The sequence below is a fragment of the Nocardia iowensis genome, assembly GCF_019222765.1.
Taxonomy (GTDB): domain Bacteria; phylum Actinomycetota; class Actinomycetes; order Mycobacteriales; family Mycobacteriaceae; genus Nocardia; species Nocardia iowensis.
In genome coordinates, this window is sequence record NZ_CP078145.1 from 2,993,183 (window position 1) to 3,010,127 (window position 16,945).

The following is a 16,945-nucleotide window of genomic DNA, read 5'->3' on the forward strand; positions in this document are numbered from 1 at the left end:
ACGACCATCTGACACCGTATTGTTGCCGCACCTCTGCCAATGTGAAATATTGCTGTCCGCGCTAGTTAGTCACCGCCGACCCGGCACAGCGGCGTGTCTACTGCACCGATTCGTTCCCCGCCAGTCGCGGTGCCTCGGATCGGCAGTGGCGGTGCGAATGTGCTACGGAATGTGATCTCGGCTTCGAACGCAGGAGTACCGCCGTGAATGAACACAGCAGGTTGAACGTGGACGACGATGCGAGTGTGGGGGTTGCCGACGTAGTCGTCGAAATCCCTATCGAGTCGATAGACATCGGTGGTGCGCTGCGGGTGCGCGCTGAGGACGCCGCGCACACCCAGGTGCTGGCGAATACCGAAGCGGAGCTCCCGCCGATCCTGGTACATCGCTCGACCATGCGGCTCATCGACGGTGCCCACCGTCTGAAGGCCGCGAAACTGAAGGGGGCCAAGTTGATTCGAGCGCGGTTCTTCGACGGCACGGACGAGGAGGCGTTCGTGCTCGCTGTGCAGGCCAATATCGCCCACGGCCTGCCGCTGTCGATCCTCGATCGCAAAGCCGCATCGCTGCGCATCATGCGGATGTACCCGCTGTGGTCGGACCGCAAGGTCGCCGAAGTGGCCGGGCTGGACCACAAGACGGTCGGGGCGGTGCGCAGGCAGTCGTCTGGGGAGGTTCCCCAGACGAGACATCGATTAGGCCGGGACGGCCGGATGCGCCGGGTGCGCCGACCGGAGGTGGATCGCAAACGCCGCCCGAAAACCTGTGACGGCCCGGAGGGCGGGCCCGCCACGCCGGAGCCCGCGCCCGCGGATCGGGTGTGCCATGCCTCGGTGCTGCAGAGCCTGCGCCGCGATCCGTCGTTGCGGCTCACCGAAACCGGGCGCACGGTGCTGCGCTGGCTCGACGCCAGTCCGCGCACGCCGACGCAGTCCGCTGATCTGGCCGACCGGATTCCGGAACACTGTCTGAATCTCGTGCTCGACATGGCACGCCAGAACGCGGCCAACTGGCAGGATTTCGCGACGCGAATCGGCGATCGTCTGCAATGCCGATGAGCGCGGATTATACCTCGTAATACGGTGTGTAACTTGTGAATCGAATTATTGGATGCAGGCTACCCGCCGACGGCGGTTCTTCGGCGCCGTGATCCACATCGGTACGCCCTCCCTCCGGCATCGGTGCTTTTCGCCCGTGGAACAGACTTCGCGCCCGGGTGCCGAGCAAACTTTGCTCGCGGGTACCGCGTCGATTGCGGCACCGAAGGTCTCCCGGCCATGGCGTCACGCAGTGGTATCGTCTTTGCACCAAACCTGCTGAGTGTCTTCATATCCAGACGCATCTGCGGTGAAATCGATTCGTAAAGAGCGCAACTGGGGAACACGGCGCCGGATTTCCGTTTTCCTGAACAGTCGATTCGCCCGTGGTGTGAGATCCCCAGTCTTTCCCCACTCGTAAGTACGGCCCCGTACGTGGTTCTACTTGGATATGAACCCCCTACAACGAAGAGCGGCTCGTTGCTCCGCTACGGCGGTGTTCGTTTTGGCGGCAACGGTTTTCGCCACCGGCTCCGGTGCGATGGCCAAGGCCCCCGATACTCCATCCACGTCGCCGACCACCACGTCGCCGTCATCGACCACTCAGTCGCCGTCGCCGACCACCTCCTCGTCGCCGACCATTCAGTCGACTACCACCGAATCGTCGACAACCCAATCGCCCTCGTCCACGACCCAGTCGCCGACCACCGAGTCGTCTACGACCACCCCGTCGCCGACCCCAACGGCGACCACCCCCGCGCCGACGACCACCCAGTCACCCTCGCCGACAACGACCTCGACCCCGACCACTTCGCGCGCACCGGGCCGTTTCGAACTGCCCACCGTGCCGAAGAATGTGTTCACCGATCCCGAGGGAACCGTCCGGCTGGTGATCCCGAACAACCCGCTGCCGGTTCCGCCTGGCATACCGTCCGGGGCCCCCGCCGCGGCGGAGGCACAGGCCGACTGGATACAAGAGGTCTTCGGCGCCCGATCCGTCGGCGACCTCGTCGTCGACTCGGTATCGCCGACCGACGCCGGCTCCACGGTTCGGCTGCGTCAGGAGATCGACTCGATACCGGTTTACGGCGCGACGGTGGCCCAGTCGCTCGCGGCCAATGGCTCGCTCATCTCGGCGAGCGGCGAACTGTCCCAGCAGACGCAGGGCAAATATCCGGCCGGGGCGACGACACCGCCTGCCGAGGTATCGGCCACCGCGCTGCGGACGCTGGCCGAGCAAACCAAGACGCCGACCGACCAGTTCGCTGTTTTCGCGACGGTCGCCATGTGGTACGACCCGAAGCTCGCCGACCGGGACGCTCTCGCCGACCGGGACGCTGCTGCCAGTGTCGCGGTCCCGGGATACAAGGTCGAACTCAGGCGCGGCGGCACGGAAGGCAAAGAGCCGGGAACGTGGGTCGTCTTCGTCGATGCCAACAACACCGGCCGCGTGTTGGACAGCTGGAGTGACGCCGAGCGCCGCGACCGTGTCGCATGCGACGCCAACCGGACGCGCGCCGACATCGACAGCCCGCGGGACCCGGCTGTGTGTGGCACGCCCCCCGGTGTCCGGCCCACCGGATAGTCACAGAGAGTTCATCGGTCTTCAGTCGCCTGCCCCTCCACTAGCAAAAAGGTTGTTCCCCATGCGAATTCAAGAATGGTCGGGCAGGCGCGGCGCGGTACCCGCCGCGCTGCGGTCGCGGCCGGTCGCCGTGTCCGCGTTGGCGCTGGCGTTGAGCCTGACGGCCGGCGTTGCCGCGGTGGCCGATCCGCCGCCGCCACCGGATGCGGCCAGCGGATCGGCCACGGGCTCGGTCGATCCGACGCCCGGTGCCGACGGTCTCGGCGACCCCTACTACCCGAAGGACGGCAACGGCGGCTACGACGCGCTGCACTACGACGTCGCCATCGACTACAACCCGCCGACCCATCGCCTCACCGGCAAGGCCACCATCACGGCGAAGGCCACCCAGCACCTGTCGGCGTTCAACCTCGACTTCGCCGGTCCGCCAGTCGGTTCCGTCGCTGTCAACGGTCAACCCGCTCGTTTCCAGAAGACCGGCGAGCACGAACTGGTGGTGACCCCGGGCGCGCCACTGCCGTTGGGACAACCGTTCACGGTCATCGTCGACTACGCCGGAACCGCCCGCGACACCAAAGGCGACGGCTGGACCTATTCACCGTCCGGTGGCGCCTTCGCCGCCGGTGAACCCCATTCGGCGACAACGTGGTACCCGCTCAACGACACGCCACTGGACAAGGTCACCTTCACCGTGCGGGCCACCGTGCCCACGGGTTGGGATGTGGCATCGAACGGGCTCCGGGCGTCCGACGTGCCTGCCGGAGCGGGCAAGCACACCGTCACCTGGGAGGCGAAGGACCCGATCATCGGTTATCTGACGACCATCGCGATCGACAAGTTCACCAGACTGAGCCAGAAGTCCGGGAACACACCGTTGGAAAGCTTCTTCGCCCCTGGCGGGGCCCAGCAGAAGCAGGAGCTGGAGAAGAAACTCCCCGGCGTACTCGCTTTCGGACAGCAGCTGTACGGCGCGTATCCGTTCGAATCCGGTGGCGGCATCTATGTGGACACCGATCTGCGCTTCTCGCTCGAGACGCAGACTCGGCCGATCTACGCACCATGGACGGACCTGAACACGGTGGTCCACGAGAACGCCCATCAGTGGTGGGGCAATTCGGTATCGATCAAACAGTGGCGCGATATCTGCTTGAACGAGTGCTTCGCCAGCTATACCGCCGACATCCTGTATCCGGAACGGGTCGAGAAGCGCAACGCCGACCGGATCTATCATCGGGCGCTCGCCGCTGCCGATCAGGCCGGAGTCTGGTCGACACCGCTGTACGACCCCGGTAAGGGCAAGGAGTTCAGCACCGTGTACTCCCGCGGCCCGCTGTTCCTGCACGCATTGCGCCGCACCATCGGCGACGACGTATTCTTCACCGCCCTGCGGGATTTCGCGCAACAGCACAAGCACGGCAACGCGTCGATCCCGGAGTTCCGCCAGTTCGTCCAGTCGCGCGCCAAGGAGAACCTGGACGGCTTCTTCAACGCCTGGCTGAACGGACGGCAGCGGCCCGCCGACAAATACCTCTACCCGGGCAGCCTGGGCGGGCAGAACAAGCAGGCTCCGCAAGCACCGGAGTCGGAGGGCCCGCTGGACTGGCCGTTCGGCCGGGGCGATCGGAAATGACGCGGTCGCGAGAAATCCATAGGTAGCGGCACGTCGCGACCGGTGGGTCGCCGCGCTCCCGCGGCGACCCACCGTAGCGCGCACAGGTGTGGCGGGCCGGGCTACGGTGTGGTGTATCGGCCGATCGTTCCCCTGTGCTGGAGGCTTCTTGCGCATCGTCGCTCGCGTAGTGCTCGTCATGCTGGTTCTCGTCGGTGGCGTGGCATCGACGCTGCCCGCGGCACTCGCTACGCCGAGCGCGGCGAACATCGACGCCGTCACCGCGGCGAAGATCGATGAGCTGCTGGCGTTGCGCGCGGCCACGCCGGACGCGCGGAGCAAGGGCGAACTGGTCGAGCTGCTGTCCAGGCAGTTCCTCGGCACGCCTTACGGCGCCGACATGCTCGTCGGCTCGGCCGCCCAGCCCGAACAGCTCGTCATCGACTTCCGCCGGGTGGATTGCTTCACCTATCTCGACTATGTCGAAGCGCTCAGCAGGTCTACCGACCGGGACCAGTTCGTGGCGAACCTGATCGAGACGCGCTATGCCGGAGGCCGGGTCGATTTCCTGCAGCGCAAGCACTTCTTCACCGATTGGGCGCACACCGCGCGGGTTGCCGCCACCGATGTCACCTCCGCGGTGAGCAGCGATGCGGTCACCGTCACCAAGCACCTCAATGCGAAGGCCGACGGCGGCAATCACCTCCCCGGGCTGCCGGTGGTCGATCGCGACATCACCTACATCCCCAGCGCCGCTGTGAACGACACCGTGCTCGGCGCACTCCGTACCGGCGACTACATCGGCGCCTACACCGACCTACCGGGCCTGGACGTCACGCACGTCGGCATCGTCGTCACCACCCCCGCGGGCCCGCTCTTCCGCAACGCCTCTTCCCTCGCTACTGACAACAAGGTGGTCGACTCGCCCCTGGCCGACTACGTCCGTTCGGTCCCGGGCATCGTCGTGCTCCGAGCCAAGTAACTGCCGGAGCTCCGCGGGCTTTTCCGCCTTGTCGAGCGATTCGAGCTCGGTACGTAGCTGTGCGACCTCGGCGGCGAGTTCGTCGCGCAGCTGTTCTCGTTCCAGCAGGCTGGTGCGCAGGCTGTCGATGGTGTCGTTCATGGCGGCCAGCTTCTGGTCGGCGCCGTCGAGGCGCCATTCGACGACCGCGCGGCGATCCACGTCGTCACTGGCGTTGCGGACCCAGTTCACGACGTAGTCGAGCCATTCGGGCTGTTTGGGCATCTCCTCGGCGGCATCCCAGCCGCGCCGGACGGCGGTCTTCGTGGAGAGAACCCGCTCGCCGCCTTGCCCGGCCGCCGGCGCGGTCATCTGCACGAGGTTGAGCTTCCCGGCGCTCGTCACCACCGCGGTGAGGCGATAGCGCCCGGCGAGGTGCATCTTCAACTCCGCCGCGCCCTTCCCGTCGGCGTCCATCGCACCGAGCCACGGGCCGTCCGCCGCGCTGATGATCGACTCGAGCACCCCGAGCTGTCCGGCGGCACGGCGAACGCGGTTCGCACGCTCGCGCAGCTCATCGGGTGTGGCGGTCATCTGATCCCAGTGCATCGCACCTCCGCTTTCTCGTCGACCGGCTCCAGGGATGGGGAGTACCTACGAACGTACAGTTCGGGGGTTGCTCGTCCTGGTAACGCTCCCTCGTGGGGGAGCAGGGCCGTGGATCGACTGCTGCGGAAGGGCGGTAGCCGCGGATCAGGTCGGTTCGGGCTGAGCGTTCGTTGGACGCTCAGCGCTGCGGAGTGGGGGTGGGGGGCGGGGTGGTCTTGGGTGGCTGTGCTGGACCGGGTGCTGCTGTGGTGGCGGGTGTTTGGGGCGGCTTCTGCTCGGGGGCCGGGGTGGCCGGGGCGGGGGCGGGTGCCTGCTGGTTGGTTGGTTGTCCTGCTGTGGGCTTGCCGGGTGCGGGCTGCGCGGGCGTCGCTGGTGTCGGCGCTACCGACGGCGCGGGTGCGGGCGGCTTCGGCGGGGCGGGTTGTGTTGGCGTGGTCGGTGTTCGGGGTGGTTGTTGAGCGGGAGTCGGGGTTGTCGGGGCTGGTGCGATCTGCGGCTGGTTGCTCGGTCCGGGAGCGGCCCGGCCGGAGGTGGACTGGGGAGGTGCCGCCGGTGTGGGTGTCGTGGACGGCTTCGGGGGTGGTGTCGTCGCTGGGGCGGTCGTGGTCGGCTTGGCGGGTTCTGGTGTGGTGGTGGGTGTTCGGGGCGGTGGCGTCGAGGTCGGCGTCGTCGGCGTGGTGGTGGGCCGCTGCGTGCTGGGCTGTGGCTGCTTCGGCAACCGCGGCGGACAGAAGATGCCGCACGGGATCGGCGCCCTACCCGGGACATTGATCGTCACGCGGATCGACAGCTGCAATGTGGCGGTGGGGTGCGATCCCGTGGTCGTGGTGTCCGGTGCCGGTGTCGTGCTCGGCGGCTCCGTGGTCGAGTTGAGCGGATCGGTACTGGAATTCGGCGGGTCGGCGGCGGGGTCCGATGGGTCGGTGGCAGCGGCGAGCACGGTCGTTTCGCCGACGCTCATGCTCGACCCCGCCCCTTCCGGCATGTCGCCTTCCGGCGTGCTGCCCGGCGGGATGAGTTCGTCGGCGACCTCGACCTGGACGGGTGTGCCGCCGGTCTTGTAGGCGTTGGACCAGCTCAACACCTGCGAGGCATAGTCGAGCGAATTGTTGTAGCGCAGCACGGCGCGCGTCTCCTGCGCCGGATCGCGCAGATCCAGCCCGCCCGAGCACAGGTACTTGGCCGCGGCCACCGTGGCGTCGAAAACGTTGTTCGGGTCGGAGGCGTTGTCGCCGTTGCCGTCGGAGGCATAGATCGACCAGGTGCCGGGCAGGAATTGCATCGGCCCGACGGCACGTACGTAGCTGCCGTCGGCGGCCTGGATGACCTCGTTGTCGGGCAGTGTGCCGTCCAGTGCCGGACCGTAGATGACGCCGGTGGTGGTGCCGTTGGCGTCGGTACGGCCGTTTCCGGCGTGGTCGGACTCCACCTTCCCGACGCCGGCCAGCAGGTGCCACGGCAGCCCGCAATCGGGTGTCGACGCTTGGAGTGTCAACTCGGCGTTGCGATAGGCGGCGAGCACGATTTCCGGAATGCCGCGGGTCCCGTCGCCCGGCACGGAGATCTCCTGGAGCGGAATCGTGCCGTCCGGTAGCAGTTCCACCTCCGGGGGTGTGATGGCCTGGAGCTGTTCCGACGGATCGCCGGTGGCCGAAGGGAGGTAGATCGATTGATCGGCCGAATCCGCCCGATCACCGGGGCCGATCGCGGCCGTCAGCACGCCGTCGGCAGTGCCTGTGGTGGTATGCGCCGCCGACCCCGACAGCAGCAGTCCGATCAATACCAGCGCGGATACGGAAGTGGGACCAGATATTCGCATCGGCACGCCAATCTCTCGTGGATGTCGAGCGCGGCGGCGACCGCTGTGCTGCCGCAACGACTCCCGAAATTTCGTCACCGACAGACATTGCCTGGCGAGACAATCCATACCGCGAGCGCACGCCGAATGACGCGGCCGAGCAAGGCCGAGAACTGTTGTACGAGCAGATCTCTCAGTCGCCAATCATGCTGCCGCCTATTCCTGAACAACCGCGCTGAATCATGACATGAAAGGGCCGCGCGGAGCTCCCCAGTAGAAGTGGGGAATATGTAATGCGCTCATTGCCAAGTGGATTGGCGGCCAACAGTAGGTAGCCAGTCGATGTCCCCAGTTGGTTCTGTCCCCAGTCAGAACTTGCGGTCTGTTCCATACTTCTCTGTGCCCCCTCCCGTTGTACCGGAGGTACACTATGCGGAAATATCTATCCCCCTTTGCATTCGGCGCAGCAGTGGCTCTGGCCACCGTGGTTATCCCCGGTTTGGCCGGTCCCGCTGTCGCCGATAACCCACAGACAACTGAACGCGCTGTCACCGAGATCGTGCCCGTGCCCGTCGAGGCCAAGCCCGACCCCGGCGCGAACTTCCGGCTCACCGCCGACAGTGTGATTCGCGCCGAGCACCAGGCCCAGGATGTCGCCAAATACCTTGGCGGCCTGCTGCGGCCCGCCACCGGGTTCCCCTTACCGGTGGTGGAACGGCACGACAAAGGCAAGCGCGGAATCACCCTGGATCTTGGCGATGCCGGTCCGCGCATCGGTGACGAGGGTTACCGGCTCACCGTGGCCAAGGACGGGATCACTCTGCGGGCGAACACCACCGCCGGGTTGTTCGGCGGCGTGCAGTCGCTGCGCCAGCTGTTCCCGGCGGATATCAACAAAACGACGGTGCAGAAACGGGATTGGACGGTCTCGGGCGGCAAGGTACTCGACTATCCGCGCTTCAAACAGCGCGGCGCGATGCTCGACGTGGCCCGGCACTTCTTCACCCCCGACCAGGTCAAGCGCTACATCGACCAGATCGCCCAGTACAAGATCAACACACTGCACCTGCACCTGACCGACGATCAGGGTTGGCGCATCGAGATCAAGAGTTGGCCGAAGCTCGCCGAGATCGGCGGCAAGACCGCGGTGGGCGGCGATCCGGGCGGCTACTACACCCAGGAGCAGTACAAAGACATCGTCAAGTACGCGGCTTCGCGGCACATCACGGTGGTGCCCGAGGTGGACATGCCCGGCCACACCAATGCCGCGCAGGCCTCCTACGGCGAGTTGAACTGTGACGGCAAGCCCGTGCCGCCGCGCACCGATATCGAGGTGGGCTACAGCTCGCTGTGCATCGCCAAGCCGATCACCTACAAGTTCGTCGAGGATGTCATTCGCGAGCTGGCGGCGATGACCCCTGGCCCGTACCTGCACATCGGCGGCGACGAGGCGCACGCCACCACGCCGGCCGACTACAAGACCTTCTTCGACAAGGTGACGCCGATGCTCGCCACCTACGACAAGAAGATGCAGGGCTGGCACAACGTCGTCGTCACCAACCCGCCGACCTCGGCGATACCGCAGTACTGGGATCCGAAGAACAGCAACGCCGACGTCGCCGCGGCGGCCGCGCGCGGCAACAAGATCCTGATGTCGCCGGCCAACAAGGCGTACCTGGATATGAAGTACCACAAGGATTCTCCGCTCGGCCTGCACTGGGCCGGCTACGTCGAGGTGAAGGATTCCTACAACTGGGACCCGGCCACCTATCTGCAGGGCGTTACGGAGAAGCAGCTCGCGGGCGTAGAGGCGCCACTGTGGTCGGAGACCATTCGCACCAGTGCGGACATCGAGTTCATGGCGTTCCCGCGGTTGCCCGGTATCGCCGAGATCGGCTGGTCGCCGGCCGCGACGCACAACTGGGACAACTATCGGACCCGACTCGCCAAACAGAGCCCGATCTGGACGGTGCAGGGGATCAACTTCTACCGCTCGCCGCAGGTGGATTGGAAATAACAGGATCGTGCCGACACGATCCGGAAGGAGTCAAAGATGTCGCCTTACCGAAGAACAATTATCGCCTGCGTCGCGCTACTGGCCGGTTTGGGAACCGTACTCACCCCCGTCACGGCGGCGGCCCAACCCGAGGTCGCCGCGGTCGACACCGATGGTGACGCGTTGCCCGACGAGTGGGAGAAGAACGGCTACGACGCCAATGGCGACGGGAAGATAGACGTCGATCTGCCCAAGATGGGCGCGAATCCGAACCACAAGGACATCTTCGTCGAGATGGACTATATGAACGGCCGCCTGGCGACGGGTGCGGCGCTCGATCGGATCGTGAAGGTATTCGCCGACGCGCCGGTGAACAACCCGGACAACCGTCCCGGCATCACCCTCCATCTGGACGCCGGGAACGCGCGGGGTGCCACTTATGACCTCGGCGGCGGAAACCAGGTGCCCTACGACAGCGACCTGTCACCGGTGGACGACCAGGTCGCGGCGATCAAACGGACCCACTTCAACTCAGTGCGCTCGCGCGTCTTCCACTACATGATCTGGGCCGATGCCTACAACAACGGTTGCAGTAGCGGGATTTCGCTGGGCATTCCGGCGGACACGTTCATCGTCTCGCTCGGCCCCAAGTGCGGCTGGAATCCCGGTGACGACGGGAATGTCGGCACGTTCATCCACGAATTGGGCCACAATCTCGGCCTGAAACACGGTGGCGTGGACCACGTCAACTACAAGCCGAACTACCTGAGCGTGATGAACTACAGTTTCCAGTTCTCGGGCGTGCCCAAGACCGACAGTAGTTCGTACTTCGGTTACTCCAGCGTGAATCCCCCTGCGCTGGACGAGAATGCGCTGCAGGAGCGCCAGGGCCTCGGCCCGGTGGCGGCCGGATGGCGGACGGTGTACTTCTGCCCGGACAACACGCGCAAGCGGACCCAGTCAGCGGACCAGCCGATCGACTGGAACTGCAATGGTTCCATCCAGAGCAGTGCCGTGCGGACCAGTGTCAACAACGACCGGAATTACACCTCGCTGCGAGCCCAGAACAACTGGGCGTCAGTGGTATACGACGGTGGAAACGTCGGCCCGGTCAGCCGGGAATCCCGGCAGTTGCCAGAACGGTCACCGGAGGAGATGACCAAGGAGGAGTTCGATCGGTTGCAGCACAGCCTGCACGACGAATAACGATATCGCCTGAACGATTCCCGGCGGTGCGGCCTCGAGCGAGGCCGCACCGCCGGGAATTCTGCTGTCGGCTACCTGTCGACCGTCTGGCGGTTCTTGGTGGCCATCGCCATCACCGCGGTCAGTACCGCGCCGACGACGCCGCCACCCGCGACCTGGCCGATGACCTGCCCGAGATCGAGCCCGGAGCCGGTCGCCGCCTGGATGATCGCACCGGTGATACCGCCACCGACGGCGCCTGCCGCGCTATTTCCGGCGACGCCCAAACCTTTGCCCGCGCCGGCAATGTTTCCGCCTACGAGCCCACCTAGTACACCCAACAACCATTCCATTGTCGTTCCTTTCTAGTGGACCGATGAACCGTGCCGGTCAGCCGCGAGCACGCGGTGCGTCACGATGCATTTCGTGCGCTCCAGCGACATTCGTCGCCCTGGACTGCGCGGCGGCCGTGGCATCGGATCGCGTGGTGGTCGCCGAGGTGTAGCCGCGGTTCGTGACGGGTGTCGTGCGGGTCGGCTGTGCCCGGCGGCCCATCATGCCGAGGAGTCCGGCGACGACGGCCACGATGGCCAGCCCGATGGGGATGCCCCACCACCTGTTGATCCCGGAGCTCTCGGTGCCGGTGCCCTCGGTGTCGGCGGGGGCATTGGCATCGGGGTTCGGCGCCGGGACCGGCTGCGCTTGATCAACCGAGCCGGTGCGGAAGCCGGGTAGGGCCGCGGCTAGTTCCGGCGGCATGGTCGTGGTGCCGTCGTTCTCCGACCATCGGATTTCGGTGCCCGCGGGGCCCTCGAAGGCCGCCTTCTCGACGCCGTTCTCGACCGTCATGTCCGATCGGGGGTAACCGAAAGGACCGTTCACCCCGCCGCTTTCGCGCCAGGCGGCGAGCACCTTGCCCTTGAGGACCGACGCTCCCGTTTCCGGCTTCCAGTAGATCGCGGCACCGCCGGGCTCGGCGAAATCGTTGAATCGGCCGACACCGTCGCCCGCGTCGGTTTCGTCATTGATGGGGAAACCCAGCGAGCTTGCCGGCCCACCGAGAGACTTGTATTTGTCAAGGATCACGCCGTACATCGCCTTTGCGCCGGTGTCGGGCGAGTAATAGATGACGCCGCCCTGATAGGCGCGCTCGGCTCCGCCCGCAATGTCGGTGGCCGGGCCGAGCGGGGCGCCGAGAAATGACCCTTCTCCGCCGAATTGGGTGTGGTGCGCGTCGATCGCGCTGATCGCCTCCGAAGATGGCTCGGCTACCGCGGCTGGTGCCGCGGCCAGCAAGCCGGCAGCGAGTAGCGCAAGGACATTGATTATGCGGGAAGTCCGACGCGGCGTCTTTCCGCGCGGGGTATCCAACAATTCAGGCATGATCTCCTCGATTCGTCAGCGCGGTGTGCGGGCCGGCAAGCGCGGCCAGTCCACCGCTGGTGGTGAAGCGATTCGGTCCTCGGTGCCTTCGGCCTGGACGAGATCAATGGGGGAGCGGTCGCTTGCCTGCCCCGTACGGCTGAGATCTGGCAGTCAACCCGTCCTGGTCGAACTCGGACTGTTTGTCGGCGATATCAGCGTGCCTGGTGCGATCGAGCAGCTACAGCCGGGCAATTCCCCGGTTGCTTCGAGACCAAACATGGATTCTCCTGGAAATGGGCAGTCAGCGCCAGAGGGGTACGACAAATCCCCGGTAATTGCACGCGTGCTAGTTATCAGACGCAGCCGTTCCGGCCATTCGCGCCGCCACCGATAGGCGAGCAGAGTTCATCCGGACTACTCGATGAGGTGCGGTCCCAGGTGTCGGTGGCCGGGTTGTAAGCGATGTGTCCCGCGGCGGCGAAGCTGTCGAGCCAGCCGCGCATCGGCCACCTGCCCCACCGGCGGTGGAAGATCCTGGCATTGGTGAGGATGTCGGCGAGGTGCTCGATCGGCGGGTCGGAGACCGGGTGATGCTGGTGGTAGGCGTCGGCGCCGCCGACCCAGCGCAGGCGCGCGCCGACGGCGGCGGCCTTGTGCGCGAAATCGGTGTCTTCGCCACCGTAGCCGCGGTAGCGGGTACAGAAACCGCCGATGCGGCGCCAGGTGTCGGTGGTGACGGCGAACGAGAGGGACCAGAAGAGGTCGAAATCGGTGCTGTCGGTGTGGGTGTGCGCGGGCGGGTCGGGTCGCGCGGGGTGCGGGGCGCGATGGTCGGGCAGGCGCGTGAGGTCGTATCCGCTCGCGGGGGCCGGCGGCAGATAGGTGACGGGGCCACACAGCAACAGTGGTTCCGCGGACGCGGCGGCGCGGTAGCGGGCGATCAGGTGAGGATCGGGGATGCAGTCGACGTCGAGGAACACCAGCAGCTCGGCACCACGGTCGATGGCCGTGCGGGCGCCGAGATTGCGGGCAGCGGCCAACGGAAACGGGTTTTCGGCGTCCATCCAGATGCCGTGCGCGGGTACGCGGTGGGCGAGTGCGAGCACGGCGGGGTCGCCCATGGCGACCACGATGTGGTCGCCGGGTCGTTGGGTGCTGTGGGACAGGCCCCGTATCTGGTTGCGTAAGTGCGCGATTCGGTTGGCGGCCAGGGTGATGACGGCGGTTCTCACGCGGCGGGCCTCGAGGCGGTCCCGGCGACCCGGTCGATGACGCTCGCGGCGCGAGCGGCGGCACCGTTGGTGCCCCACAGCCGCCACCGCTCGGGGTCGAGGGTGCGGGCCGTTTCGATCAGTGCGGGCCAGTCGTCCACGCCGGGCCACCCGTCGACGGCTACCGCGAGACCGGCTTCGGCCAGGGCGGTGGTGGTGGCGTGTTGCTCATCGAACGGACGGTCCGCCGGAATGAGTACGGCGGGTTTGGCGGCGGCGGCTATATCGGCGACAGCACCCTGTCCCGCGTGTGAGACGACGACGTCGGCCGCGCACAGATCCGGCCAGAGATCGTCGACCCAATCATCCAATCCAGCGGTGCGCCAACGGTATTGCGGATGCCGTTGCGCGCAGTCGCGAATCATCGGGGCGGTGAAACCGCCGCCACCCGCGCCCGAAACAACCAGCACGGTGGGTCGGCCGCCTGCACCGTTGCGGGACACCGGCCTTCGGGCCGCGAACCGGCTGATACCGCCGATGTAGTGCGTCTTGCTCGCGTAGGCGCGCAACCACATCGGGTCGTACACCGCACGTGGCCATGCGGCGATGAGGGCGTCGGCGGTGCGGTGCACCAGCTCGTGCGGGGTGTCGGTGCGCACGCCGGGCAGCACCATCGTCACGACCGGGATACCGTGCAGCCTGGCCAGCACCGCGACTTCGACCGAGACGTCGACGACGAGTGCGCGGGGCCGTTCGGCAGCGATCCACTGCGCGATGGCGGCCATCCGATCGCGCAGACCGTCATCGCCTTTGGGGACCCAGTGCAGCACTCCGTTGGCGGTGGGATCCGCGACGGTCGGTGCCAGGTTGTCCGCGGCGAGCGCGACGGTGTGCTCGAAGCTCGTGTCGTCGACCGGCAACGAGGTCAGGGCGGTGACCGGCGTGTCGAGATGGGCGCAGATGCTTCGAGCGCGCAGCAGATGTCCGGCACCGTGGTGGTGGATGTAGTAGCCGATCACGCTGCGCCCCTTCGGGGGTCAGCGGATGCCGAGCCGGGCCGGGATGACGACCAAGTGGCGATGAGTCGCCGGTAGCGGTCGAGGTACGCATCGACCATCGAGTGGTGGCCACAGGCCGCGGTGGCTCGCGCCCTGGCATGCGCACGGGACAGCGTGGCTGCCTCCGCCGCACCGACGGCCAGCGCTTCGACATCACCCGGTGCGACGAGCCGGCCACAGTCCGAATCCAGGATCTCCGGGATGCCGCCCCTGTCGAACGCGGCGACCGGGGTACCGCAGGCGAGTGCCTCGGCGACCACCAAGCCGTACGGCTCGTCCCACAGCGGGGTGGCCAGTGCGGCCGCGCACGACCCGACCAGGCTGGCCAGCGCGGTCTGGTCCAGATGACCGTGATACGCCGCCTCCGGGCCGAGTTGCGGTTCGATGGTGTCGCGGAAGTAACGGACATCGCTGATCGGACCGGCTAGGTGCAGCCGCCGACGCGCGCGACGCGCGGCCGCGATCGCGAGGTGCGCCCCCTTCTCCGGGGTCAGTCGCCCGAACCACACCAGGTCGCGGCCGCCGGGCCCGACCGGCCAGGCACGCAAGTCGATGCCGTTGGGGACGACGTCGACGCCGCGCACGACATGGCGCCACGACCGGGCGGTGAACCTGCTGACGGCGACAAAGGCGGAGCCGATCCCCTTGCTGATATCGAGCGCCGATTCCAACCATGGCGTCGGGGGCGTGTGCAGGGTGGTCAGCATCGGGACGGGCAACGCGGGAGCCATGGCCAGCGGCAGGTAATGCAGGCTGTGATTGTGGATGATGTCGAACGACGTCGGCCCGGTCGCGCTGAGATCGGTCATTACCGTCAGGTAGGCGTGGTGGTCGGCGAGGAATCGCCGTTCGGGCATCGAGGAATCGGTGCTGGCGGTGGCGCTCGGGCTGAAGGTCCGAACCCGCAATGTCGCCTCCGCCGCCGCGTGATCGCTGCCGTCGGCGGCGAACAGGGTCACCCGGTGCCCCCGCGACTGGAGGGCGCGCGCGAGGTGCCACACGTGCGCTTCGAGCCCGCCTGCGAACGGCTGCTTGATCGGATGCCGGTTGGAGGCCAGCAACGCGATTGACAGGCCACTGCCTCCCGTGCTCATCGGGCAAGCACCTGTTCGTAGATATGGCGGTGTGCCGCAGCGAGTTCCGCGCGTTCGGCACGACGCGAAGGCCAGTCGGCGCGACCGGCGCGACCTTCGTACACCGCGCGGACCGCCCGGCCCAGCGACTCGGCGTCGAAATGTGTCTCGTCGAAATCGAAGACTGCGCAAGGCCGTTGCTGCCCGTAGTAGCCGCAGCTCGGGACGATTACCGCCGTGCCGAGGTCGTAACAGGCTTCAAGCCAACCCGAATGCGTACCGAACCGGTACGGGAGCAGTGACGCCGTCAGCGACGAGAGATACTGCCACAGTTGGCTATCGGTGAAATATTCGTGCACCCGAACGTCTACGCCATCGCGCCGGCCGAAGTCGACAAGTGCCGCACCGGTGTCCGGGTCGTACCAGTGATTTCCCGGTTCGAACAATTCGTCGTGCAGGTCGATGCGCAATACCGCGTCCGGTAGGGAACGGATCGTCTCGGCGAGGACGTCCAGGACGGGTAGGGGATCCATGTTGGCGCGCAGACTCTTGGCGTGTACACCCAGCACGAAGCGCTGTTCATTCGAACGCGGCGCCTCTATCAGTCCCCGTTTCACGACATGGGGGTGGCTCAGCACCTGGGGTATACGGCCCCAACGCTTTTCGATCTCCGCCGCCGCGCCTGGTGTCAGCGTGATCAGTTCGTCGGCGGCGGGAATCAACACATCCAGCTGTGCCCGATGTCCGCGTGGATCGGGTTGGTGGGGGTTGCGCAGATCGTGCACGGTGTAGACCAGTGGCTTGTCGTGGTCGCGCAATTCACCGACGATGTCGGCCAGCACGTCGGTCTCGACCGAGTCGAAACCGAAGTGGATATGGAAGACATCGAACCGGTGATGATTGCGGCGGATCCACTGGGGGTCCAACATGACCGGTGGCCACCAGCCGCCCGGTACCGTGCGGCCATCGGCCGGGCGGGGGTCGGGCAACCGGACGACCTGGTCGTCGCGACCGACCGGGACCAGATGTCGGACGTAGACGTGCGAGGCGGGGACCGACGCGACCCGCAGCGGCGCGCTCGGCGTCCGGGTCGGCACGCGGTCCGGGATGGTCCGAGTCATCTCGGCGACAACTCCACTGGGACGGCGGGTTCGGGTTGGAAGTCCCGTTCCAGTTCGGTCAGCAGGACCGCGCTGCGCTGCCCGCCGCCGGTCGGCTCGACCTCGGCGTAGGGGACCGGGCTGTACCGGACCGCTTTGATCTGTACCACCTGGCGGTTGCCGCCGTCGTCGCGGCGAACCAGTCGACTACCTCGCGCGATCTGCATGGGATCCACCCTTTCCGGATGATCATGGTTCACGTCTTCCGGAGCTACCCGGCGCGTCGCCGGCCAAACCGGTGCGTGATGAGTCGTCGGTCGCTTTCGCGCAGCATCGTGCGGTCAGCGATCGGCAGGCC

Annotated in this window: 15 protein-coding genes; 6 read left to right on the forward strand and 9 right to left on the reverse strand. The window is 66.7% G+C overall.

Going from position 1 to position 16,945, the window contains the following annotated elements; genetic code table 11:
• Positions 1-203: 203 nt before the first annotated feature.
• Complete coding sequence (locus KV110_RS13770) at positions 204-1,058, forward strand: ParB/RepB/Spo0J family partition protein (RefSeq protein WP_218476444.1); 855 nt, start codon at positions 204-206, stop codon at positions 1,056-1,058.
• A gap of 621 nt (positions 1,059-1,679) precedes the next feature.
• Here the strand turns inward: KV110_RS13770 and KV110_RS13775 are convergent.
• Positions 1,680-1,880 carry a hypothetical protein gene (locus KV110_RS13775; RefSeq protein WP_218476446.1) on the reverse strand — a complete coding sequence of 67 codons (201 nt, stop codon included), beginning with the start codon at positions 1,878-1,880 and terminating at the stop codon, positions 1,680-1,682.
• Position 1,881: 1 nt separating this feature from the next.
• On the opposite strand from KV110_RS13775, the gene KV110_RS13780 reads away from it, so the two are divergent.
• The 3 genes from KV110_RS13780 (at position 1,882) to KV110_RS13790 (ending at position 5,213) form a co-directional block, all read left to right on the forward strand.
• Positions 1,882-2,622: a hypothetical protein gene (locus tag KV110_RS13780; protein WP_218476448.1), complete on the forward strand. Its 741-nt coding sequence runs from the start codon at positions 1,882-1,884 to the stop codon at positions 2,620-2,622.
• Between the two features lie 61 nt (positions 2,623-2,683).
• Positions 2,684-4,252 carry a M1 family metallopeptidase gene (locus KV110_RS13785; protein ID WP_218476450.1) on the forward strand — a complete coding sequence of 523 codons (1,569 nt, stop codon included), beginning with the start codon at positions 2,684-2,686 and terminating at the stop codon, positions 4,250-4,252.
• Between the two features lie 148 nt (positions 4,253-4,400).
• Positions 4,401-5,213 carry a DUF1460 domain-containing protein gene (locus KV110_RS13790; protein ID WP_246634517.1) on the forward strand — a complete coding sequence of 271 codons (813 nt, stop codon included), beginning with the start codon at positions 4,401-4,403 and terminating at the stop codon, positions 5,211-5,213.
• Between the two features lie 766 nt (positions 5,214-5,979).
• Here the strand turns inward: KV110_RS13790 and KV110_RS41775 are convergent.
• Positions 5,980-7,620 (reverse strand): lytic transglycosylase domain-containing protein, encoded by a 1,641-nt coding sequence (locus tag KV110_RS41775; RefSeq protein WP_218476452.1) that lies wholly within the window; start codon positions 7,618-7,620, stop codon positions 5,980-5,982.
• A 448-nt stretch (positions 7,621-8,068) separates the two neighbouring features.
• Between KV110_RS41775 and KV110_RS13800 the strand changes: the two genes are divergently transcribed.
• Positions 8,069-9,616 carry a beta-N-acetylhexosaminidase gene (locus KV110_RS13800; RefSeq protein ID WP_246634518.1) on the forward strand — a complete coding sequence of 516 codons (1,548 nt, stop codon included), beginning with the start codon at positions 8,069-8,071 and terminating at the stop codon, positions 9,614-9,616.
• 36 nt (positions 9,617-9,652) lie between these two features.
• Positions 9,653-10,801 carry a zinc metalloprotease gene (locus KV110_RS13805; protein WP_246634519.1) on the forward strand — a complete coding sequence of 383 codons (1,149 nt, stop codon included), beginning with the start codon at positions 9,653-9,655 and terminating at the stop codon, positions 10,799-10,801.
• A gap of 71 nt (positions 10,802-10,872) precedes the next feature.
• On the opposite strand, the gene KV110_RS13810 is transcribed toward KV110_RS13805, so the two are convergent.
• The 7 genes from KV110_RS13810 to KV110_RS13840 form a co-directional block, all read right to left on the reverse strand.
• On the reverse strand, positions 10,873-11,133 hold the full coding sequence (locus KV110_RS13810; protein WP_218476454.1) for a hypothetical protein: 261 nt from the start codon (positions 11,131-11,133) through the stop codon (positions 10,873-10,875).
• A gap of 37 nt (positions 11,134-11,170) precedes the next feature.
• A complete protein-coding gene (locus KV110_RS13815; protein ID WP_218476455.1) occupies positions 11,171-12,163 on the reverse strand; it encodes an LGFP repeat-containing protein in 993 nt (330 codons plus the stop codon).
• A 335-nt stretch (positions 12,164-12,498) separates the two neighbouring features.
• On the reverse strand, positions 12,499-13,377 hold the full coding sequence (locus KV110_RS13820) for a glycosyltransferase family 2 protein (protein ID WP_218476456.1): 879 nt from the start codon (positions 13,375-13,377) through the stop codon (positions 12,499-12,501).
• Positions 13,374-14,375, reverse strand: coding sequence for a glycosyltransferase (locus KV110_RS13825; protein WP_218476457.1), 1,002 nt, complete (start codon positions 14,373-14,375; stop codon positions 13,374-13,376). The genes KV110_RS13820 and KV110_RS13825 overlap by 4 nt, the downstream gene beginning before the upstream one ends.
• Positions 14,372-15,508: a glycosyltransferase gene (locus tag KV110_RS13830; RefSeq protein ID WP_218476458.1), complete on the reverse strand. Its 1,137-nt coding sequence runs from the start codon at positions 15,506-15,508 to the stop codon at positions 14,372-14,374. The genes KV110_RS13825 and KV110_RS13830 overlap by 4 nt, the downstream gene beginning before the upstream one ends.
• A complete protein-coding gene (locus KV110_RS13835) occupies positions 15,505-16,608 on the reverse strand; it encodes a glycosyltransferase family protein (protein WP_218476459.1) in 1,104 nt (367 codons plus the stop codon). The genes KV110_RS13830 and KV110_RS13835 overlap by 4 nt, the downstream gene beginning before the upstream one ends.
• The gene (locus tag KV110_RS13840; RefSeq protein WP_218476460.1) at positions 16,605-16,814 is read right to left on the reverse strand and encodes a hypothetical protein; all 210 of its coding nucleotides are present in this window, start codon (positions 16,812-16,814) and stop codon (positions 16,605-16,607) included. Before KV110_RS13840 ends, KV110_RS13835 begins: the two co-directional genes overlap by 4 nt.
• Positions 16,815-16,945 lie beyond the last annotated feature (131 nt).